Raw genomic sequence first — 18,648 nt, 5'->3', positions numbered from 1 at the left:
GGGGCGCTCAGGCCGAACCGAGCGGACGGCGGGTGGCGGTGCGCAAGTGGGTGGTGCCGAGCGCGTCGTAGGTGGTGAGGCGCTCTTGGGCGCCGAGGAGCACGTCGAGCGCCTGCTGATTGACTGCCAGCCGCTCGCGGATGAAGGTGCCGTTTTCGAGGTTGGCGCGGCGGCAGCGCTCGGCAAGCGCCCGGATGCGTTCCCACGCCGGGGCGAGCGAAGGCTCCTGCATCCATTCCTGCAGCACGAGGGCGGCTTCCTCGTCCGTCTTGCCGGTGCTTTTTGCCGCGAGCAGCAGTTTTTGCCGGCTGCAGTTCTGCAGTGTTTCCGCCACGCGGTTCTTCTCTTCGACGGCGGCGGCGATCGCTTCGGCCTCGCCGGCGAGCAGCGCCCGACGCTCTTCCTCGAGCACCGCAAGGAAGCGTTCGAGCGCGCGCTCTTCCTGCGCGAGCAGCTGCGACAGCAAGGCGAGGACGGCGGGCGGCAGGTGCATCATCCCTCACGCGAGAGCAGGTCGCGCATTTCGGAGAGCAGCCCCTCGGCGATGCGCTCGGCGTCGACGCGGAAACGCCCGTCGCGGATCGCCTGCGAGAGTTCCTGCACCCGGGCCGAATCGATCTCCGGCGTGCTTTCCATGGCGCTTTCCCCTTGCGCGAGCAGGTTGGCCAGGCGCGAGACGGCGACCGTTTCGTTGCCGGCGGCCGATTCCTCCGCCGTGGCATCGGGCAGCTTTTTTCCGCCCGGAGCCGGCGGCCGCAAGAGCTCGGCGCTGCCCGTTGCCGGCGGGGTTGGAGTACCGATTTTCATGGCCAATCCTCATTCGTCCAATGGCATCTTGAATGGGATTACGGCAGGTATGAGCGGAAACTTTAGCATTTTTCAGGGGTTGATGAGGACCGAGCCGTCGGCCTGCGCCTGCCCCGAGACGACGCGGCCGCCTTCGAGCCGCACCCGCACCGTTTCGCCCGGCGCGGCGCGATTGAGCGCCTTGCCGCGATTCTCCACCACGAAGCCCGGCCCAGCGACGCGCACTGCCACCTCCATGCCCGGCGAGACGACGTCGGGCAGCACCAACTGGCTCTGACGCAGGGGTTGGCCAGCTGCCATGCTGCCGCGCAGACGCGCCCCGACCACGCGGGAGGCATCGAGTACCACGTCTTCCGGCAGCGCTGTGAGTTCCCCCTCTTCGCGGCGCAGATCGTCGGGCGAGAGGATCTGCCCCGCGCGCAGCGGCCGCGCGCTTTGGTAATAGGCGCCGAACACCGCCACCCGGGCGGTGAGGTAGGCCGTCCAGGCCGTGGGCTCGGTGCAGCGTACGCCCACGGCCACGCGCCCCCACAGCCGCACGTTCTCCGGTACGAAGGCTTCCAGCCTGCGGCAGGAAGGAAGCTGGTTGTAGGGATCGAACGGATCGACCTCGATCTGCACCCGCCCCGGCAGCCCCGCCGTGGCCTGCTGCAGGAAGGCGCGCACGGTCTGTTCCACCGCCAGCGGCTCTTGGCGCGCCTGGGCCATACCAGGGCCCAGGGCGAGCGCGACGGGGAAGAGAAAGAGGAAGAGACGGGCGGCGTTCATGGGCCGCAGTTCTAGCACGGATCGGCAAGCCCGGCAATCCTTGCCGGAGGGAAAGCGCGGATTTGCCGGGAGGAACCCCCGATGTTCCGCCCTTTGCCTTGCGGGGAAGGGACTTATCCTGACAGGCATGGAACGTGCTTATGCCTCGTCGTCCCAAACCGGAGGATGACCATGTTGGAAAAACTCGAACAAGCGCTCGCCTTTCAACGCCAAGCCCTCGAGGTGCAGGCCCGGCGGCAGCAGCTCATCGCCTCGAACATCGCCAATGCCGACACGCCCAATTACAAGGCGCGCGACCTCGACTTTCGCGCCGCGCTCTCCAAGGCCCAGTCGAGCCGCAGCGCGCCGGGGCTCAAGAAAACCGATTCCGAGCACCTCTCGGCCGGCGGAGACGAGCCGCTCGCGGAGTACGAAGGCTACCGCAGCGAAGTGCAGTCGGCCGTGGATGGCAACACCGTCGACATGGACCAGGAGCGCACGGCCTTTGCCGAGACGGCGTTCCACTACGAGGCGAGCCTGAACTTCATCAACCGGCTGCTCAAGGGCATGCGCACCGCCATCACCGGGCAGTGAGTGAATTCGCAGGGAGATCGTCATGGCAATGCTCGACGTGTTCAAGGTCGCCGGCTCGGCGCTCACGGCGCAGTCGGTGCGGCTCAACACCACCGCCTCCAACCTCGCCAACGCCGAGAGCGTGGTCGGTCCCGACGGTCAGCCCTACCGGGGCAAGCAGGTGGTCTTTCGCACCACGCCCATGGGCGAAGGCCCCGCCCAGGGCGTGCGCGTGCAGGAAGTGGTGGAGAGCGCCGCCCCGCCGCGCCTCGTCTACGAGCCCAACAACCCGGCCGCCGACGAGAACGGCTACGTGGCCATGCCCAACGTGAACGTGGTCGAGGAGATGGTCAACATGATCTCCGCCTCGCGCTCCTACCAGAACAACGTGGAAGTCATCAACACGGCACGAAGTTTGCTTCAGAAGACTTTGACGATCGGACAGTGAGGAAGGCGCCGGTAGCGACGCTTTCGCCGATCGGTGATCTATCCAGCGGAGACTTTCCATGAGCACCACCACCAATCCCACCACGACCACCGCCAGTTCCATCCTGGCGCAGTACGGCCCGCGCACGACGAGCAGCTCGAGCGTGACGGCCGGGGCCGTGGAGGACATGCAGAACCGCTTCCTGACGCTCTTGACCACCCAGCTCAAGAACCAGGACCCCCTGAACCCGATGGACAACGCCGAGGTGACCTCGCAGCTGGCGCAGATGAGCACGGTGCAGGGCATCGAGAAGTTGAACCAGCTCGTCTCGGAGCTGGCTGGCACGGCGCAGATGACCGACATGGCTTCGCTCGTGGGGCGCGGAGTGCTGGTGGCTGGCAACCAGATCACGCTCACGAATTCGGGCGGCATCGGGGGGGTCGACCTTCCGGCGGCCGCGAGCGAGGTGAAAGTGACCATCACCGACCAGTCGGGGGTGCTGGTGCGCACGCTCGATCTGGGCGCGCTCGATGCGGGCAGCCACAATTTCGTGTGGGACGGCAAGGCCGACGATGGTCAAACCGCCCAGCCGGGCATCTACAAAATGAAGATCGAGGCGAAAGACGGCAGCGAACCGGTCACGGCCACTGCGCTGCAGCTCGGCCAGGTCACGGGCATCGTGAAAGGGCCGAAGAGCACCGACCTGCAGGTGGGCGACCTGGGCATCTTCACCCTCGACGAAGTCAAGCAGATCATGTGAGATAGGAGAGGATCATGGCATTCCAACAAGGTTTGAGCGGCCTATCCAGCTCCTCGCAGGCGCTCGACGTCATCAGCCACAACGTGGCCAACGCCAATACCACCGGCTTCAAGGCGAGCCAGACGGTGTTCGCCGACGTCTATTCAGCCACGCTGGGCGCCGACCCGTACAAGCAGGTGGGCAGCGGCTCACGCGTGGCGGCCATCCGGCAGAATTTCAGCCAGGGCAGCATCACCGAGACGGGCAATTCGCTCGACATGGCGATCAACGGCGACGGCTTCTTCATGGTGAAACGCCCGGTGCTGGGCGACAACCAGATGTATTACACCCGCGCCGGGGAATTCCAGCTCGACAAGGACGGCTACGTGACCACGGCCACCGGCTACCAGCTGCTCGGCTATCCCGGAACGGCAGGGGCGGGGGATGCGGTACCGATCAAGGTGCCGTACGACACCGGCACGCCGCGCGAGACCTCGACAGTGGATATGACGTTCAATCTGGATGCCAACCAGCCAGTCATGACAGGAACGTTCAATCCCAATGACCCAAAAACCTATAACTTTTCCACGACGGTCGTGACCTACGACTCGCTGGGAATCGCCCACAATTTGAACCTGTATTTCGTGCGAACGGCTTCGGGTAATCCATCGACATGGGACGTCTATGGCGCCCTTTCCGGTGATCCAGCTACGGATCCTGCGGCAACCCCTCCGGGAATCCCTGCTAATTTGGGTACTTTGGAATTCGACGCTTCGGGCGCATTGACAAGTGGGTCTCCTTTGGCTTTTAGTGGCATCACCTTGGCCAACGGCGCCACGATCGGAGGGCCTGTGGGGGCGAGCGACGGCACCATCGACATCAACTTCACCGCCACCCAATTCGCCCTCGCATCCTCCGTGAACACCATCAGCCAGGACGGCGTGCCGGCCGGGGAGCTGGCGGGGGTATCGGTCACGAAAGAAGGTCAGATCCAGGCGCGCTACACCAACGGCAACGTGGTCACGGTGGGGACGGTGGCGATTGCTTCGTTCCGCAACCCCAACGGCCTGGTGTCGATGGGGGACAACCTGTGGATCTCCTCGCTCGAATCGGGGCCGGGTGTGGCGGGAACCCCCGGGGCGGGCACGCGCGGTTTCATCTCCGGCGGGTCGGTGGAGGCATCCAACGTGGATCTCACCGCCGAGCTGGTCAACATGATCGTGCAGCAGCGCGCCTATCAGGCGAACGCCCAGTCGATCAAGACGCAGGACCAGATCCTGCAGACCGTCATCAACCTGCGCTGATAGCGGGCGCTGAAGGAGGATTGCGATGGACCGCGTCATTTACACCGCCATGACCGGCGCGAAATACACCCTGGAGCAGCAGGGCGCGGTGGCGAACAATCTCGCCAACGTGGATACCGCCGGTTTCAAGGAGGCGATGCACCGGCTGCGCGCCGTGCCGGTACAGACGCAGGCGCTGCCCTCGCGCGCTTTCACGGTGGATGCCACCGTGGCCACCAATTTCGAGGCCGGCCCGCTCGAGTACACCGGGCGGCCGCTCGATGCGGCGATCGAGGGGCAGGGGTGGTTTGCCGTGCAGACGCCCGACGGCGGCGAAGCCTACACCCGCGCCGGCAATTTCCAGCTGAGCGCGAACGGCATCCTGCAGCTGCCCAGCGGCCAGCCGGTGCTCGGAGAGGATAACCAGCCGGTGGCGTTGCCGCCGGATCGGGAATTCACCATCGGCAAGGACGGTACGATCTCGGCGGTGGACCCCACCAACACCCAGGTCACGGAGGTGGTGGGGCGGCTCAAGCTGGTCAACCCGCCGGTGGAGAACCTGCAGCGCGGCGAGGACGGGCTCTTCCGCCTGCAGGAGGGGGGAGCCTCGCCCATGGACGAGACGGTGCAGGTTTCGAGCGGCTATCTGGAGAAGTCGAACGTGTCGCTGGTCGACCAGATGGTGCGCATGATTGCGCTCGCGCGCCAGTTCGAGATGAATACCAAGGCGATCACCACCGCCCAGGAGAACGACGCGCGCGCTTCCAGTATCCTCTCGCCCGCCCGCTGAGGGGAATGGCCGGCGGAAATGAGGCGGCAAAGCGCCGGTTTTCCGGCGACGGGGGAGGCGGTGGTGGACGTAAGATGAGTCCATGGAACGCAGCAACCGCGCCGCCCCGATCGATCGAACCGCGGCGGCGCCCACAGGAGAACGACCATGATCCGTTCGCTCTGGATCGCCCGCACGGGGCTCGACGCGCAGCAGACCCAGCTCGACGTCATCTCGAACAACCTCGCCAACGTCTCGACCAACGGCTTCAAGCGCCAGCGCGCCGTGTTCGAGGATCTGCTCTACCAGACCCTGCGCCAGCCCGGCGCGCAGCAGACGCAGCAGAACCAGATCGGCAGCGGCCTGCAGATGGGCACCGGCGTGCGCCCGGTGGCTACCGAGCGCATCTTCACCCAGGGAACGCTGCAGCAGACCGGCAACCCGCTCGACGTGGCCATCCAGGGGCGGGGCTTCTTCCAGATCCAGATGCCCGACGGCACGACGGCCTACAGCCGCGACGGCGCGTTCCAGCTCGACAACCAGGGCAACGTGGTCACCGCCTCGGGCTATCCGCTGGTCGATGCGATCAACATTCCGCCCGATGCGCTCTCCGTCACCATCGGCAAGGACGGGGTGGTGAGCGTGCTGCAGCCGGGCGCGGTGGCGCCGGTGCAGGTGGGGCAGATCCAGCTCGTCACCTTCGTCAATGAGGGCGGCCTGCAGGCGCTGGGGGAAAACCTCTTCGCCGAGACGCAGTCGAGCGGCCCGCCGGCGGTGAACATCCCCGGCAACAATGGCTCCGGGGTATTGAACCAGGGCTATGTGGAAAATTCGAACGTGAACGTGGCCGAGGAGCTGGTGAGCATGATCATCACCCAGCGTGCCTATGAGCTCAATTCCAAGGCCGTGTCCACCTCCGACCAGATGCTCGCCCGTCTGACCCAGCTGTGAGGGGCAGGGCCATGAACGCTCCCTTCGCCGGAAGATTCGCCAGGCGCACCCGCTGGCTGCTCGCCGGGCTTGCCGTCTTGTCCGGCTGCGCCGCCATCGACACCACGCCGCCGGCCATCGTGCATCAGCCGATGACGGCGCGCCCCGTGCCGCAGAGCGCCGCACCGGCAAACGGTGCCATTTTCCAGGCAAGCGCCGTGCGTCCGCTCTTCGAGGATCGCAGGCCGCGCTACGTGGGCGACACGCTCACCATCAACCTCGTCGAGAACACCTCGGCCAAGAAGAACACCGGCGCCAACGCGAGCCGCAATACCAGCTCGGAAGTGGGCATCGATTCGATGACCCGCCTGCCGCTCTCGGGCCTGGCCGGACTCGGCCTGAACGCCAGCGGCGACCAGAGCCTGGAAGCCAAGGGCGGCGCTTCGGCCGACAACACCTTCCGCGGCACGATCACCGTCACCGTCATCGACGTCTATCCCAACGGCAATCTGCTCGTCTCCGGCGAGAAGCAGCTGGCCATCAACCAGGGGCGCGAGTACATCCGCTTTTCCGGCGTGGTCGATCCGGTGACCATCAGCGGCAAGAACACGGTCGATTCCACCTCGGTGGCCGATGCGCGCATCGAATACGTCGGCAGCGGCTACATCGACGAAGCGCAGAAGATGGGCTGGCTGCAGCGCTTCTTCCTCAACTTCCTGCCGTTCTGAGGAAAAATGTCATGAACGGAGAGCCTGTGAAGCAATCTGGACACCGCGGGGGCGATCGCCGCGCCCGCATCGGCCGGGCGCTCCTTGCCGCGCTGCTTGCCTGCACCTTTTTCTTTCCCGCGCTGTCCCCCCAAGCGGCCGAACGTATCAAGGATCTCGCCTCGGTGGGCGGCGTGCGCGACAACCAGCTCGTGGGCTACGGCCTGGTGGTGGGGCTGGACGGTAGCGGCGACCAGACCACGCAAACGCCTTTCACCGTGCAGAGCGTGATCAACATGCTGCGCAGCATGGGGGTGAATCTGCCGCCGACGGGCAACATGCAGCTCAAGAACGTGGCCGCGGTCATGGTCACGGCCGACCTGCCGCCGTTCGCCCGTCCCGGGCAGCGCATCGACGTCACCGTCTCGGCCATGGGTAACGCCAAGAGCCTCAAGGGCGGCACCCTGGTGATGACTCCGCTCAAGGGGGCCGACGGGCAGATCTACGCCATCGCCCAGGGCAACGTGGTCGTCGGTGGGGCGGGGGCGCGCGCCGGCGGGGCGGCGCAGCAGATCAACCACCTCTCCGCCGGCCGCATCCCCGACGGGGCCACGGTGGAGCGCGAGGTGGGCACGAACTTCGCGCAATCCGAAGTGATCCGGCTCGAACTGGAAGAGATGGATTTTGGCACCGCCGCCAAGATCACGCGCGCCATCGAGAACGCGTTCGGTTTCGGCACGGCCCAGGCGATCGACGGGCGGACCATCGCCGTGCGCGCCCCGGCCGACCCTTCCGATCGCGTGGCCTTTCTCGCCCGCCTGCAGAACCTCACCGTGGAGCCGGACGTGCAGCGCGCCAAGGTGGTGGTCAATTCGCGTACCGGCTCGGTGGTGATGAACCAGGCCGTGACGCTGCAGCACGTGGCGGTGGCCCACGGCAGCCTCAAGGTGACCGTGGGAGAAAACCTCGCCGTCAGCCAACCGAACACCCCCTTTGCCGGCGGCGCCACCGTGGCCGCGCGGCAGGGGCAGGTGCAGATCGAGCAGCCGGTGGCGGTGATCCAGGACGTCAAGGGCGGCGCCAACCTCTCCGACGTGGTCAAGGCGCTCAACGCGCTCGGCGCCACGCCCATGGATCTCATCAGCATCCTGCAGGCGCTCAAGTCTTCGGGCGCCCTGCGCGCCGATCTGGAAGTGATCTGAGGGAGCGCGCCGATGAGTGTCCCGAGCGTCCCCGCCTTCGATCCGCGCTCGCTGCGCTCGCTGCAGAATCTTGCCAAGCAGGGTGACTCGCCCGAGGCGCTGCGCGCCGCCGCCAAGCAGTTCGAGGCGGTGATGCTGCAGCAGATGCTCAAGGCCATGCGCGCCACCGTGCCGCGCAACGACTTTACTTCGAGCGATGCCGAGCGCATGTTCCAGGAGATGAGCGACCAGCAGCTCGCGCAGAACCTCGCTGCCGGCCATGGCCTCGGCCTGGGCGAGCTGCTCGCGCGCCAGCTGCAGCAGCGCCTGGGAAAGACCACCGAGGCCGCCGCGACGGACACTTCGCCCGCGGCGGCAGGCGCAGTCGCGTCGGGGAGCGAATCGGCTGGCGCCGGGGCCGCGGCGGGCATCTCGCTTGCCGGGGTGCTGCGTCGGCCGGCAAACTTTGCCGCTGCCCGGCAAATGGCGGCCGAGGCCGGAGCGCCGGTCGAAGAAAAGGGCTTTTTCGCCGCCCTGGGCGGAGCCGACGACACGGCCGAGCCGCTCGTGCCGCTCGAAGAAGACGAGGCAAAGCCGCTCTTGGCGCCAGAGGGAGCGGGGGCAGGGCTTCTTCCTGCGCTGTCCTCGGCCGCCAGCGAAGTGCGCCGCGCTCAGGACGGCGCCGACGTGCCGGAGAAGATCCGCCGCTTCGTGCAGGATACCCTGCCGCAGGCCAAGCGTGCCGCGGCGCAGCTGGGCGTGCCGCCGGAATTCCTCGTCGCCCAGGCAGCGCTCGAGAGCGGCTGGGGAGAGGCCGTCATCACCCGCCCCGACGGGCGCTCCAGCCACAACCTCTTCAACATCAAGGCAGGCAGCAGCTGGAGCGGCCCCGCCGTCACCCTGCCGGTGACCGAATACGACAGCGGCCGCGCCGTGACCGAGAACGCCCGATTCCGCGTCTATCCTTCCTACGCCGCCGCCTTCGACGACTACGTGCGCCTCATCCGCGACAACGAGCGCTACGCCGGCGTGCCGGGCAGCCGTACCCCGCGCGAATTCGCCTTGGCGCTCGTGCGCGGCGGCTACGCCACCGACCCGCGCTACGCCGACAAGATCGTCTCCATCCTGCAGGACCGGCGCTTCCGGGCGGCGCTCCCGGGGTGACGGTGCATAATGGCATGAATTTTGCTACTTGATTGGCGACACCCCTACGCCGGGAGAGCATCATGGCCGATTTCCTCAACATCGGTTTGACCGGGCTGATGGCCTCGCAGGCCAAGCTCAACGTCGCCAGCCACAACATCGCCAATGCCGACACCCCCGGCTACAGCCGCCAGAGCGCGGTGCAGACCACCCAGCCTTCCCAGTACATGGGCTATGGCTACATGGGCCAGGGCGCGCGGGTGGTGGACGTGGAGCGCGCCTACGACCAGTTCCTGCACAAGCAGCTGCTGCAGTCGCAGAGCCAGGCGAGCTACTACCAGAACTACAGCGATCTCGTCGCGCCCATCGACAACCTCATTGCCGACCCCGACGCGGGCCTCTCTTCGGCCATGTCGCAGTTCTTCGATGCGGTACAGGAAGTGGCGAACAACCCCTCCAATATTGCCGCGCGCCAGACGATGCTGTCGCAGAGCGAGGTGCTGGTCAACCGCTTCCAGCTTCTTTCCGGCCAGCTCGATGAGATCGACGCCAGCGTGGAGCAGAACATCGCCCTCGCCGCCCAGGACATCACCCAGTACGGCCAGCAGATCGCCCGGCTCAACCAGGAGATCTCGCGCGCGCTCGGCGTGGGCAACGGCGCTTCGCCCAACGACCTGCTCGACCAGCGCGACCAGGCGCTCGCCGAACTCGCCAAGCGCGTGAACGTCCAAGCGGTGGTCGACGACAAAGGGATGATGACCGTCTTCATCGGCAACGGCCAGGCCCTGGTGCAAGGCACGCAGAGCGCCACCATCGCCACCCGGCCCGACCCCGCCCAGCCCTCGCGCACCCAGGTCACTTACCAGATCGGCAACGGGGCGGCCTTGGCGCTGCCCGAATCGCAGTTGAGCGGTGGCGAACTGGGCGCGCTGCTCGCCTTCCGGCGCGAGGCGCTCGAACCGGTGCAGGACCAGCTCGGTTTCCTCGCCACGGCGCTCGCGGCAAAATTCAACCAAGTGCACGCGTCGGGCTATGGGCTGGACGGCAGCACCGGGAAACCCTACTTCTCCGGCATCGATCTTGCCCAGCCGGTGGTGAGCGCCGGTTCGCAAGGCAGTACCGTCTCCGTTTCGTTCGCCACGAACGTCAAGCTTTCCGCCCTGCGCCCCGACACCTACACGATCAGCAACGACAATGGCACGCTCAGCGTGACGCGGCAAAGCGATGGCGCGCGCTTCAATGATTTGACCCAACCGATCGACGGCCTCGACTTCTCCGGCGTGACCCTGCAAACCGGTGAGACCGCCGTCATCGCGCCCTACCGCGACGCCGCCTCCAGTATCGGCGTGGCGATCACCGATCCCCGGCAGATCGCTGCGGCCGAGCAAAATCCCCTCACCGACAGCGGCCCGGCCGACAACCGCAACGCGCTCACGCTCGCCGCGATCCAGACGGAGAAATTCCTCTACGACGATGGCGCCGGGCAGGCCACGGCCACGCTGCAGACGGCCTACGCCCGCACCGTGTCATCGCTCGGAGCCAAGGCGAGCGAAGTGAAGAACGGGGCTTCTTCCTCGCAGGCGCTCTACGAGCAGATCCAGGCGCAGCGCGACAGCCACGCCGGCGTCAACCTCGACGAAGAGGCCGCCAACCTGGTACGCTACCAGCAAGCCTATCTCGCGGCGAGCAAGGTCATGCAGATGGCCCAGAAACTCTTCGACTCCGTGCTCGCCATCGCCGGCTGACCAGGAGAACGATCATGCGCATCTCCACTTCTCAGATTTTCGACCGCAACATCGCCGCCCTGCAGAACAACCAGGCGCAGCTGACGCAGACGCAGCTTCAGGTTGCCAGCGGCAAGAAGATGCTCAAGCCCTCGGACGACCCTGTGCGCGCTGCGCGCAGCCTCGAACTGCAGCAATCCCAGAGCGTGAACCAGCAGTTCCTCGCCAACATCGGCTACGCCAAGGACCAGCTCGCGCTCACCGACACGCGCCTCTCCACGATGACCGACACGCTGCAGTACATGCGGCAGCAGTTCATCAAGGCCGGCAACGGCGGGCTCTCCGCCCAGGACAAGGCGGCGATCGCTTCCGACCTGCGCAGCCAGCTCGACAACCTCGTCGCACTCGCCAATAGTAAAGACGGGCAGGGGGAATACCTCTTCTCCGGCTACAAGAACGACACCGCGCCGATCGCTTTCGGCGACCACGACGGCGATGCGACTACGCCCGATGTCTATTACTACCAGGGCGACGCCGGCACCCGGCAGATGCAGGTAGGCCCCGAGCGGCGGATGGACATCGGCATTCCCGGTTCGGCGAGCGGTGGTGGAGGGCTCTTCGAGGCGGATCAGAGCGCCTATGTTCCGGCCAACCCGACGACCGGCACTCCGGCCAAATACCCCTCCGCCGAGTTCTTCAACCGACTCAAAACGGCGATCGACGCCATCGATCCGGCCACTGCCGCAACGGTCACCTTGCCGCCGGGCTATACCGATCCCACAGGGTACGGCCTCGACACCGCCGATGCCTTCATGGAGCGCGTCGCCCTCTATCAATCCAAGGTCGGCTCCCAGCGCGCCGAGCTCGACTCGCTCGACTTCGCCGGTCAGGCAATCGACGAACAGTATGCCACCGCCCGTTCGCGCATCGAGGATCTGGACTACAACGAAGCTTTGAGCCGGCTCGCCCAGCAGCAGCTCGTTCTGCAGGCGGCGCAGCAGTCTTTTGCGCGCGTGGCCAACCTTTCCCTCTTTGAATATCTCTGAGGCTGCTCCATGCGCGCTCTGTGCTTTCTTACGCTCGCGGGGTTTGCCGCGCTCATGGGCGGATGTGCAGAAGCGCCCTGGAACGACCCTGAACGCCTGGTCGCGCCGGCGGCGGGCGCCGCGGGATCGGCGCTGGTGCTCTCGTCCTCGTCGATGAACGTCAATGGTTCGAGCTCGAGCAGTGCCGCTGGGGGAGCCAATTCCGTCACTCCTACCCCCGTGTCGCACGCCGCGCTGCTGCGCCAGCTCGGCGGCGCGGCGCTCATCGCCTATGCGCTCTACGACCCGTTCGATCCCAACTGGCGCATCGAGGTGGAGGAATCTCCCGCCAACGCGACCGCCCGCATCCGCATGAACATGCGCACCCTCACCACGGGCGGCCAGGGCGAGGCCTATACCGTGTTCCGTCGCGCCGCCAAGGAGATCGCCTTGCGCCGCGGCGCCCAAGGCTTCGAGATCCTCGAATATGAAGAGGGGGTGCACTCCACCCGGCCGCTCGCGCAGCGCTACGCGGTGGGCGACGTGCGGCTCGTGGGGCTACCCCCGGCGGAGGGGCGCTGAGGCGCTCGCACCGCGCACGGCGGTTTCTTCCCCGGCGCTCAGGCGGAGGAACGGGCGGGACGCTGCCCCAGCGTCTTCACCAGCACGCCGTGCCGCGGATGACGCAGGTGATGGGCGAGCGCGGCGCGCACCGTCTCGAAAGCGAGTTCGTCCCAGGGAATGTGGCGCAGAGGGAAAAGCCGCGTCTCCAGACTTTCTTCGCCGGGGGCGACGTCCAGGCTGAGCAGATTCGCCCGGTAGAAGAGGTGGACCTGCTGGATGACCGGAACGTCGATGAGCGCCTGCAGTGTGCCGATCTCGACGAGCGCGCCGGCTTCTTCCCAGGTCTCACGCATCGCCGCTTCCACCGTGGATTCGCCGTTTTCCATGAAGCCGGCCGGCAGCGTCCACCATCCCAGGCGGGGCTCGATTGCGCGGCGGCACAGCAGGACCTGGTTCTTCCAGCGCGGAATGGCCCCGACCACGAGCTTCGGGTTTTGATAGTGGATCTCGCCGCAATGGGAACACACGTGCCGAGGCCGGTTGTCGCCGGGCGGGACGAGGACCTGCAGCGGATGACCGCAGACGGTACAGTAGTTCATCGCTCGCTCACGAGCGCCTCGATGGCGATGGATATTTGCCGATTGTACCTTCCTTGTCCCGGTGCATGGTTCCCTCCTTGACGTTGCCCGCTCCGGCTCGCTAAGATGGGTTCCCCCAACTTCGCAATACAAGGATCTCCATGGACATCCAAGAAAAAATCCGCCAGCAGATCGACGCCGATCCGGTGGTGCTCTACATGAAAGGCACGCCCGATTTTCCCTTGTGCGGCTTCTCCGCAGCCGTGGTGCAGGTGCTGCGCCGCTGCGGCCTGAAAGACTTCGCCGCCTACAACGTGCTCGAAGACGAAGCGCTGCGCCAGGGAATCAAGGAATACGCCAACTGGCCGACGATTCCCCAGCTCTACGTCAAGGGGGAATTCATCGGCGGGGCGGACATCGTGCGCGAGATGTACGAGTCGGGCGAGCTGCAGGAACTGCTGAGGGAAGCCGGCGTGCTCGCCTGACCCTTCGTTCAGGCGCGCTTTAGCCGCGCCCGGGCCTGCGCGATCGCTTCGCGCACCGCCTCGGGCGCGGTGCCGCCGATGTGCCGCCGCTGCGCGAGCGACCCCTCGATCGTCAACACTTGATACACGTCCTCTTCGATCAGGGGGCTGAAACCGCGCAGCACTTCGAGCGGCAGTTCGGCCAGATCCACGCCGCGCGCCTCGGCCTCGCGCACGGCGCGCGCCACCGCTTCGTGCGCGTCGCGAAAGGGCACCCCTTTCTTCACCAGATAGTCGGCCAGATCGGTGGCCGTGGCGAATCCCTGGCGCAGCGCTTCGCGCATCGCCTCGGGGTGCACGCGGATGCCGCCCACCATCTCGGCATAGATGATGAGCGTGTCGAGCACGGTATCGACGGCGTCGAACAAGGGTTCCTTGTCTTCCTGGTTGTCCTTGTTGTAGGCGAGCGGCTGCGCCTTCATGAGGGTGAGGAGCCCCATGAGGTGCCCATAGACGCGCCCCGTCTTTCCGCGCACGAGTTCCGGCACGTCCGGGTTCTTCTTCTGCGGCATGATGGAAGAGCCGGTGCAGAAGCGGTCGGCCAGGGTGATGAAGCCAAAGCGCGGCGTCATCCACAGGATGAGCTCCTCGGAGAAACGCGACAGGTGCATCATCACGAGGGAGGCCGCCGAGAGGAATTCGATGGCGAAGTCGCGGTCGCTCACCGCGTCGAGCGAATTGCGGCACACGTCCTCGAAGCCGAGCTCGCGGGCGACGAACTCGCGGTCGATGGGAAAAGTGGTGCCGGCGAGGGCCGCCGCTCCCAGCGGCAGGCGGTTGACGCGCCGGCGGGCGTCGCGCAGCCGCTCGCGGTCGCGCTCGAGCATCTCCACATAGGCCATGAGGTGGTGGCCAAAGGTCACTGGCTGCGCCACCTGCAGATGGGTGAATCCGGGCATGGGCGTGGCCGCGTGGGTCTCGGCCAGGTCGAGGAGCGCGCCTTGCAGCGATTCGATCGCTTCCACGATGGCGTCGATCTGGTCGCGCAGCCACAGGCGCAGGTCGGTGGCGACCTGGTCGTTGCGGCTGCGCCCGGTGTGCAGGCGCTTGCCCGCATCGCCCACCAGGGCGGTGAGGCGCTTTTCGATATTGAGGTGCACGTCCTCGTCGTCCAGCGACCAGGGAAAATCCCCGCGCGCGATCTCTTCGCGGATCTGGGCCATGCCGCGCTCGATGTCGGCCAGGTCCTGGGCGCTCAGGATGCCTTGACGCGCAAGCATTTTCGCGTGGGCGAGCGAGCCGCGGATGTCGTGCTCGGCAAGCCGCCGGTCGAAGGGAATCGAAGCGGTGTAGCGCTTGACGCGCTCGGAGACGGGTTCGGCGAAGCGTCCCGACCAGGTCTTGGCGGGCGTATGGGGCGTGTCGGTCATGGTAAGGAGGAAGGGCTTGGCAACGAAAGGGGGAATTATAAGGCCGCGGGGCGCCATGCCGGCGATGATAGAATCGCCGCATCCGTTCGCCGCCGGCGCTCGTGCCCGTGCCGTCAGGGAGAAAGCATGACAGAAGAAAACCCGGCCTTTCCGCCTCCATCGCGCCTCGTCATCGCCACCCGCGAGAGCCGCCTCGCCCTGTGGCAGGCGCAGTTCGTCAAGGACCGGCTCGAGGCGCTCTATCCCGCTTGCCGCGTCGAACTCCTGGGGATGACCACGCGCGGCGACCGCATCCTCGACCGTCCCTTGGCGAAGGTGGGCGGCAAGGGGCTCTTCGTCAAGGAGCTGGAGGTGGCGCTGCTCGCGGGGGAAGCCGATCTGGCGGTGCACTCGATGAAAGACGTGCCGATGGTGCTCGACGAGGCGTTCGCGCTCGCCGCCACGCTCGCGCGCGAGGAGCCGGCCGACGCCTTCGTCTCGAACCGCTACGCGAGCCTCGACGATCTGCCGCCGGGGGCGGTGGTGGGCACTTCCTCGCTGCGGCGCCAGGCGCAGCTCATCGCGCAGTATCCCTATCTGGCGGTGAGCCCCCTGCGCGGCAATCTCGACACGCGCCTGCGCAAGCTCGACGAGGGGCAGTTCGACGCCATCATCCTCGCCGCGGCCGGCTTGCGCCGCCTGGGGCTGGGTGAGCGCATCCAGTCGGTGCTGCCGGTCGAGGTCAGCCTGCCGGCGGCGGGGCAGGGGGCACTGGGCATCGAGTGCCTGGCCGAACGCGCGGACGTGCGCTCCTGGCTCGCACCGCTCGCCGATCCCGCTACCACCGCCTGCGTGGCCGCCGAGCGGGCCTTCGCGCGCGTGCTGGGCGGCAGCTGCGAAGTGCCGATCGCCGCCTATGCCGTGCTCGAGGGAGGGGAACTTTGGCTGCGCGGCCGGGTGGCCGAGCCCGACGGCAGCCGTATCTACGGCGGCGAGATCCGCGGCTCGCTCGCAGAGGCGGGCCGTTTGGGCGAAACCTTGGCGCAGCGCCTGCTCGACGAAGGGGCGGCGGCGCTCGTCGCGGCGCTCTCGGGCGGCGCGGCATGAACGGTTCGCCGCCCGCCGTCTGGGTGACCCGGCCGCGCGAACAGGCCCTGCGGCTCGAGGCGCTGCTGCGTGAGCACGGGTTCGAGCCGGTGGCGGCGCCGCTGCTCGCGATCGAACCGATCGAAGATGAAACGAAAGAGGCGCAGGTCGCTGCCGCGCTGGATGACTACGCCTGGGTCTTCTTCGTCAGCCGCAGCGCCGCCGAACTGGCCGTGCCGCGCCTGCGCCGTTACCGCGCCTGGCCGCCGGGTCCGCCGGTGATGACGGTGGGCGAGGGCAGCGCCGCCTCCTTGCGCGATCTGGGATTCGCAGAGGTCGTCTTTCCCCGGCAGGGGGCGGATTCAGAAGCGGTGCTCGCGCTGCCAGAATGTGCGCGTGCCGCCGTCTCCGGGCGACGGGTGCTGATCGTCAAAGGGGAGGGCGGGCGGGCGCTGCTCGCCCAGACGCTGACCGAGCGCGGCGCCTCGGTCGATACCTGGATATGTTATCGTCGCATCCGGCCGCAGTGGTCCGACGAGGTGCTCGCGCCGCTGCGCGAGCGGCGGCTCGCGGCGATGCTCCTCACGAGCAGCGAAGGGGCCGGGAACCTGCCGGAGCTGGTGCCGGCTGCCGATTGGCCGCGGCTTGCCGAAATCCCTGCCGTCGCGGCGCATCCGCGCATCGCTGCCGCGGCGCTCGCCCTGGGGCTGAAGCGGGTCGTCACCGCGCCGGCCCCGGGCGATGCCGGACTCGTCGCCGCCCTGGAATCCTTGCCCGTTTTTCAGGAGCTAACTCTCGTATTACAAAAAGTGCAAATTAGTCCATAATGGGTTTCATGGAAAACACCATGAGCACGGGCAAGGCGGCAAAACTTCTTGGCGTAACCGCCAAGACCTTGCAACGCTGGGAACGCGAAGGACGGTTGATTCCAGCGGCACGCACAGGCACCAACCGGCGTCTTTATACCGAGTCGCAGATTCGTGAGTTCATCGGACTGCGTCGATTGGGTGCCGTGCCCACCAGGCTGGTGGCCTACTGCCGGGTGTCAAGTGCCGCGCAGAAACCGGATTTGGCGAATCAGCGCAGGGTGCTGGAAGAATTCGTGGTGGCGAGAGGCTTGGCCAACGTCGAATTCATCGAGGAAGTGGGTGGCGGCCTGAACTTCAAGCGCAAACGGTTTCTGGCGCTGATGGATGAGATCGGCAGAGGGGAAATCAAGACACTGATCCTTGCTCACCGCGACCGGTTGACCCGTTTCGGTTTCGAGTGGTTCGAGCACTACGCCAAGACCCACGGATGCGAGATCCTGGTGCTCAACCAGGAACGGCTCTCTCCTGAACAAGAGATGGTGCAGGACTTGATGACCATCGTGCATTGTTTCTCGTCGCGCCTGCATGGGTTGAGAAACTACCGAAAAAAGCTGGACGAGCTCCTGAAGCAGGATGTGGCGCATGACGCGCAGAATCAAGACAGACATCCCTCTGCCGACGAGTAAATGATCATGCACCTCACCCACCGAATCGCCCTTCGTCCCACGCCCGAGCAGGCGGATTACTTCAAACGCGCCTGCGGCACGGCCCGGCGCGTGTGGAACTGGGCGCTCGCCGAATGGAACCGGCAGTATGCCGCCGGGCAAAAGCCCAATGCCATGGCACTCAAGCGGCAGTTCAACGCCATCAAGTACAGCGACTCCGACTGGCTCGACGAAAACGGCCAGCCGTGGCTCGAGGGCATCCACAGGGATGCGCATTCGCAGCCGTTCGCGCACCTGGAAAGGGCGTGGAAGCGGTTCTTCAAGCAGATCGAAGAAGGGGCGCGCATCGCGCCGCAGGACAAAGCGCTGCGGCGCAAACTGCGCAAGCAGGGCGTCAAGCTCGCCTATCCGCCGCAGTTCAAGAAGAAAGGTCACAGCCGCGACAGTTTCTACGTCGCCAACGACAAGTTTTCCGTCTCCGGTCAGACGATCCGCCTGCCGAAAATCGGCGACGTCGCCATGACCGAATCTTTGCGATTCGAGGGGAAAATCCTCGGGGCCACGGTCTGCCGCACGGCGGATCGCTGGTTCGTGTCGATTCAGGTCGAGGTGAAGGACGAGCAGTTCTACCGCCGCCGGAAGGCAGACGGGATCGTTGGCGTCGATCTCGGCGTCAAGGCCGCCGCGACGCTCTCCAATGGCGAATCGCTTCGAGCGCCGAAGCCGCTCAAGTCGGCCATGCGACGCCTTCGCATCCGCTCGCGCCGCCTCAGCCGCAAGCTCGAGGCGGCAAAGGTCGCTGCGGGATTCAACCCCAAGGGCACGCTGCCGAAAGGCACCCGTCTTCCCGTCTCCAGCAACCGCCAGAAGTCCGCTCAGGCATTGGCAAGGCTGCATGGCCGCATTGCCCATATCCGAGCGGATTTCGCCCACAAGCTCACGACCCGGCTCTGCCGCGAAAACCAAGCGGTGGCGCTCGAAGACCTGAACGTCTCAGGGATGCTCGCCAACGAGAAGC

Annotated in this window: 22 protein-coding genes; 17 read left to right on the top strand and 5 right to left on the bottom strand. The window is 66.5% G+C overall.

Going from position 1 to position 18,648, the window contains the following annotated elements:
* Window positions 1–7 precede the first annotated feature (7 nt).
* The 3 genes from EPD82_RS09520 to flgA form a co-directional block, all read right to left on the bottom strand.
* The gene (locus tag EPD82_RS09520) at window positions 8–496 is read right to left on the bottom strand and encodes a flagella synthesis protein FlgN (RefSeq protein ID WP_082438440.1); all 489 of its coding nucleotides are present in this window, start codon (window positions 494–496) and stop codon (window positions 8–10) included.
* Window positions 493–807 carry a flagellar biosynthesis anti-sigma factor FlgM gene (gene flgM / locus EPD82_RS09515; protein ID WP_055424032.1) on the bottom strand — a complete coding sequence of 105 codons (315 nt, stop codon included), beginning with the start codon at window positions 805–807 and terminating at the stop codon, window positions 493–495. Before flgM ends, EPD82_RS09520 begins: the two co-directional genes overlap by 4 nt.
* 72 nt (window positions 808–879) lie before the next feature.
* A complete protein-coding gene (gene flgA, locus EPD82_RS09510) occupies window positions 880–1,575 on the bottom strand; it encodes a flagellar basal body P-ring formation chaperone FlgA (protein ID WP_072247971.1) in 696 nt (231 codons plus the stop codon).
* Window positions 1,576–1,746: 171 nt separating this feature from the next.
* Between flgA and flgB the strand changes: the two genes are divergently transcribed.
* From flgB to EPD82_RS09450, 12 genes are all read left to right on the top strand, one after another.
* The gene (gene flgB / locus EPD82_RS09505; protein WP_055424033.1) at window positions 1,747–2,148 is read left to right on the top strand and encodes a flagellar basal body rod protein FlgB; all 402 of its coding nucleotides are present in this window, start codon (window positions 1,747–1,749) and stop codon (window positions 2,146–2,148) included.
* Between the two features lie 22 nt (window positions 2,149–2,170).
* Window positions 2,171–2,575: a flagellar basal body rod protein FlgC gene (flgC, locus tag EPD82_RS09500; protein ID WP_055424034.1), complete on the top strand. Its 405-nt coding sequence runs from the start codon at window positions 2,171–2,173 to the stop codon at window positions 2,573–2,575.
* Window positions 2,576–2,633: 58 nt separating this feature from the next.
* Window positions 2,634–3,314 (top strand): flagellar hook assembly protein FlgD, encoded by a 681-nt coding sequence (locus EPD82_RS09495; protein WP_141056531.1) that lies wholly within the window; start codon window positions 2,634–2,636, stop codon window positions 3,312–3,314.
* Between the two features lie 14 nt (window positions 3,315–3,328).
* Window positions 3,329–4,597 carry a flagellar hook protein FlgE gene (gene flgE / locus EPD82_RS09490; RefSeq protein WP_141056530.1) on the top strand — a complete coding sequence of 423 codons (1,269 nt, stop codon included), beginning with the start codon at window positions 3,329–3,331 and terminating at the stop codon, window positions 4,595–4,597.
* A 25-nt stretch (window positions 4,598–4,622) separates the two neighbouring features.
* Window positions 4,623–5,366 (top strand): flagellar basal-body rod protein FlgF, encoded by a 744-nt coding sequence (gene flgF / locus EPD82_RS09485; RefSeq protein WP_141056529.1) that lies wholly within the window; start codon window positions 4,623–4,625, stop codon window positions 5,364–5,366.
* A 147-nt stretch (window positions 5,367–5,513) separates the two neighbouring features.
* Entirely contained in the window at window positions 5,514–6,296 is a 783-nt protein-coding gene (flgG, locus tag EPD82_RS09480) for a flagellar basal-body rod protein FlgG (protein WP_141056528.1), read from the top strand.
* An 11-nt stretch (window positions 6,297–6,307) separates the two neighbouring features.
* Window positions 6,308–7,003 (top strand): flagellar basal body L-ring protein FlgH, encoded by a 696-nt coding sequence (locus EPD82_RS09475; RefSeq protein ID WP_141056527.1) that lies wholly within the window; start codon window positions 6,308–6,310, stop codon window positions 7,001–7,003.
* A gap of 11 nt (window positions 7,004–7,014) precedes the next feature.
* Complete coding sequence (locus tag EPD82_RS09470; protein ID WP_141056526.1) at window positions 7,015–8,184, top strand: flagellar basal body P-ring protein FlgI; 1,170 nt, start codon at window positions 7,015–7,017, stop codon at window positions 8,182–8,184.
* 12 nt (window positions 8,185–8,196) lie between these two features.
* Window positions 8,197–9,327, top strand: coding sequence for a flagellar assembly peptidoglycan hydrolase FlgJ (flgJ, locus tag EPD82_RS09465; protein ID WP_141056525.1), 1,131 nt, complete (start codon window positions 8,197–8,199; stop codon window positions 9,325–9,327).
* 62 nt (window positions 9,328–9,389) lie between these two features.
* On the top strand, window positions 9,390–11,051 hold the full coding sequence (gene flgK / locus EPD82_RS09460) for a flagellar hook-associated protein FlgK (protein ID WP_141056524.1): 1,662 nt from the start codon (window positions 9,390–9,392) through the stop codon (window positions 11,049–11,051).
* Window positions 11,052–11,065: 14 nt separating this feature from the next.
* Window positions 11,066–12,076, top strand: coding sequence for a flagellar hook-associated protein FlgL (gene flgL / locus EPD82_RS09455; protein WP_141056523.1), 1,011 nt, complete (start codon window positions 11,066–11,068; stop codon window positions 12,074–12,076).
* 9 nt (window positions 12,077–12,085) lie between these two features.
* Window positions 12,086–12,637: a hypothetical protein gene (locus EPD82_RS09450; RefSeq protein WP_141056522.1), complete on the top strand. Its 552-nt coding sequence runs from the start codon at window positions 12,086–12,088 to the stop codon at window positions 12,635–12,637.
* A 38-nt stretch (window positions 12,638–12,675) separates the two neighbouring features.
* Here EPD82_RS09450 and EPD82_RS09445 read toward each other — a convergent pair whose 3' ends face one another.
* The gene (locus tag EPD82_RS09445) at window positions 12,676–13,218 is read right to left on the bottom strand and encodes an NUDIX hydrolase (RefSeq protein ID WP_141056521.1); all 543 of its coding nucleotides are present in this window, start codon (window positions 13,216–13,218) and stop codon (window positions 12,676–12,678) included.
* Window positions 13,219–13,358: 140 nt separating this feature from the next.
* Between EPD82_RS09445 and grxD the strand changes: the two genes are divergently transcribed.
* Window positions 13,359–13,682, top strand: a complete 324-nt coding sequence (gene grxD / locus EPD82_RS09440; RefSeq protein ID WP_055424046.1) for a Grx4 family monothiol glutaredoxin — start codon at window positions 13,359–13,361, stop codon at window positions 13,680–13,682.
* An 8-nt stretch (window positions 13,683–13,690) separates the two neighbouring features.
* Here the strand turns inward: grxD and argH are convergent, their stop codons facing one another.
* On the bottom strand, window positions 13,691–15,091 hold the full coding sequence (argH, locus tag EPD82_RS09435) for an argininosuccinate lyase (protein WP_055424047.1): 1,401 nt from the start codon (window positions 15,089–15,091) through the stop codon (window positions 13,691–13,693).
* A 126-nt stretch (window positions 15,092–15,217) separates the two neighbouring features.
* On the opposite strand from argH, the gene hemC reads away from it, so the two are divergent.
* The 4 genes from hemC to EPD82_RS09415 all read left to right on the top strand — a co-directional run.
* Window positions 15,218–16,177 (top strand): hydroxymethylbilane synthase, encoded by a 960-nt coding sequence (hemC, locus tag EPD82_RS09430; protein WP_141056520.1) that lies wholly within the window; start codon window positions 15,218–15,220, stop codon window positions 16,175–16,177.
* Window positions 16,174–16,983: a uroporphyrinogen-III synthase gene (locus EPD82_RS09425; protein ID WP_055424049.1), complete on the top strand. Its 810-nt coding sequence runs from the start codon at window positions 16,174–16,176 to the stop codon at window positions 16,981–16,983. Before hemC ends, EPD82_RS09425 begins: the two co-directional genes overlap by 4 nt.
* Window positions 16,984–16,991: 8 nt before the next feature.
* Window positions 16,992–17,651 (top strand): IS607 family transposase, encoded by a 660-nt coding sequence (locus EPD82_RS09420; RefSeq protein ID WP_055424055.1) that lies wholly within the window; start codon window positions 16,992–16,994, stop codon window positions 17,649–17,651.
* A gap of 6 nt (window positions 17,652–17,657) precedes the next feature.
* Window positions 17,658–18,648 (top strand): RNA-guided endonuclease InsQ/TnpB family protein (locus EPD82_RS09415; protein WP_141056519.1); only part of this gene is annotated, 991 nt, incomplete at its 3' end.

Source organism: Tepidiphilus succinatimandens (assembly GCF_006503695.1).
GTDB classification, from domain to species: Bacteria; Pseudomonadota; Gammaproteobacteria; order Burkholderiales; family Rhodocyclaceae; genus Tepidiphilus; species Tepidiphilus succinatimandens.
Note: the sequence above shows the minus strand (reverse complement) of the source record. Positions and strands in the feature narration are given on the sequence as shown.

What these genes read in the sequence shown, in the direction of transcription:
- EPD82_RS09475 (WP_141056527.1), top strand. Translation starts at nt 6,308, where the DNA reads ATGAACGCTCCCTTCGCCGGAAGATTCGCCAGGCGCACCCGCTGGCTG.
- flgB (WP_055424033.1), top strand. Translation starts at nt 1,747, where the DNA reads ATGTTGGAAAAACTCGAACAAGCGCTCGCCTTTCAACGCCAAGCCCTC.
- flgK (WP_141056524.1), top strand. Translation starts at nt 9,390, where the DNA reads ATGGCCGATTTCCTCAACATCGGTTTGACCGGGCTGATGGCCTCGCAG.
- grxD (WP_055424046.1), top strand. Translation starts at nt 13,359, where the DNA reads ATGGACATCCAAGAAAAAATCCGCCAGCAGATCGACGCCGATCCGGTG.
- flgJ (WP_141056525.1), top strand. Translation starts at nt 8,197, where the DNA reads ATGAGTGTCCCGAGCGTCCCCGCCTTCGATCCGCGCTCGCTGCGCTCG.
- EPD82_RS09495 (WP_141056531.1), top strand. Translation starts at nt 2,634, where the DNA reads ATGAGCACCACCACCAATCCCACCACGACCACCGCCAGTTCCATCCTG.
- hemC (WP_141056520.1), top strand. Translation starts at nt 15,218, where the DNA reads ATGACAGAAGAAAACCCGGCCTTTCCGCCTCCATCGCGCCTCGTCATC.
- flgL (WP_141056523.1), top strand. Translation starts at nt 11,066, where the DNA reads ATGCGCATCTCCACTTCTCAGATTTTCGACCGCAACATCGCCGCCCTG.
- flgA (WP_072247971.1), bottom strand. Translation starts at nt 1,575, where the DNA reads ATGAACGCCGCCCGTCTCTTCCTCTTTCTCTTCCCCGTCGCGCTCGCC.
- EPD82_RS09420 (WP_055424055.1), top strand. Translation starts at nt 16,992, where the DNA reads ATGGAAAACACCATGAGCACGGGCAAGGCGGCAAAACTTCTTGGCGTA.
- flgF (WP_141056529.1), top strand. Translation starts at nt 4,623, where the DNA reads ATGGACCGCGTCATTTACACCGCCATGACCGGCGCGAAATACACCCTG.
- EPD82_RS09445 (WP_141056521.1), bottom strand. Translation starts at nt 13,218, where the DNA reads ATGAACTACTGTACCGTCTGCGGTCATCCGCTGCAGGTCCTCGTCCCG.
- argH (WP_055424047.1), bottom strand. Translation starts at nt 15,091, where the DNA reads ATGACCGACACGCCCCATACGCCCGCCAAGACCTGGTCGGGACGCTTC.
- flgC (WP_055424034.1), top strand. Translation starts at nt 2,171, where the DNA reads ATGGCAATGCTCGACGTGTTCAAGGTCGCCGGCTCGGCGCTCACGGCG.
- flgG (WP_141056528.1), top strand. Translation starts at nt 5,514, where the DNA reads ATGATCCGTTCGCTCTGGATCGCCCGCACGGGGCTCGACGCGCAGCAG.
- EPD82_RS09470 (WP_141056526.1), top strand. Translation starts at nt 7,015, where the DNA reads ATGAACGGAGAGCCTGTGAAGCAATCTGGACACCGCGGGGGCGATCGC.
- EPD82_RS09520 (WP_082438440.1), bottom strand. Translation starts at nt 496, where the DNA reads ATGATGCACCTGCCGCCCGCCGTCCTCGCCTTGCTGTCGCAGCTGCTC.
- flgE (WP_141056530.1), top strand. Translation starts at nt 3,329, where the DNA reads ATGGCATTCCAACAAGGTTTGAGCGGCCTATCCAGCTCCTCGCAGGCG.
- EPD82_RS09450 (WP_141056522.1), top strand. Translation starts at nt 12,086, where the DNA reads ATGCGCGCTCTGTGCTTTCTTACGCTCGCGGGGTTTGCCGCGCTCATG.
- flgM (WP_055424032.1), bottom strand. Translation starts at nt 807, where the DNA reads ATGAAAATCGGTACTCCAACCCCGCCGGCAACGGGCAGCGCCGAGCTC.
- EPD82_RS09425 (WP_055424049.1), top strand. Translation starts at nt 16,174, where the DNA reads ATGAACGGTTCGCCGCCCGCCGTCTGGGTGACCCGGCCGCGCGAACAG.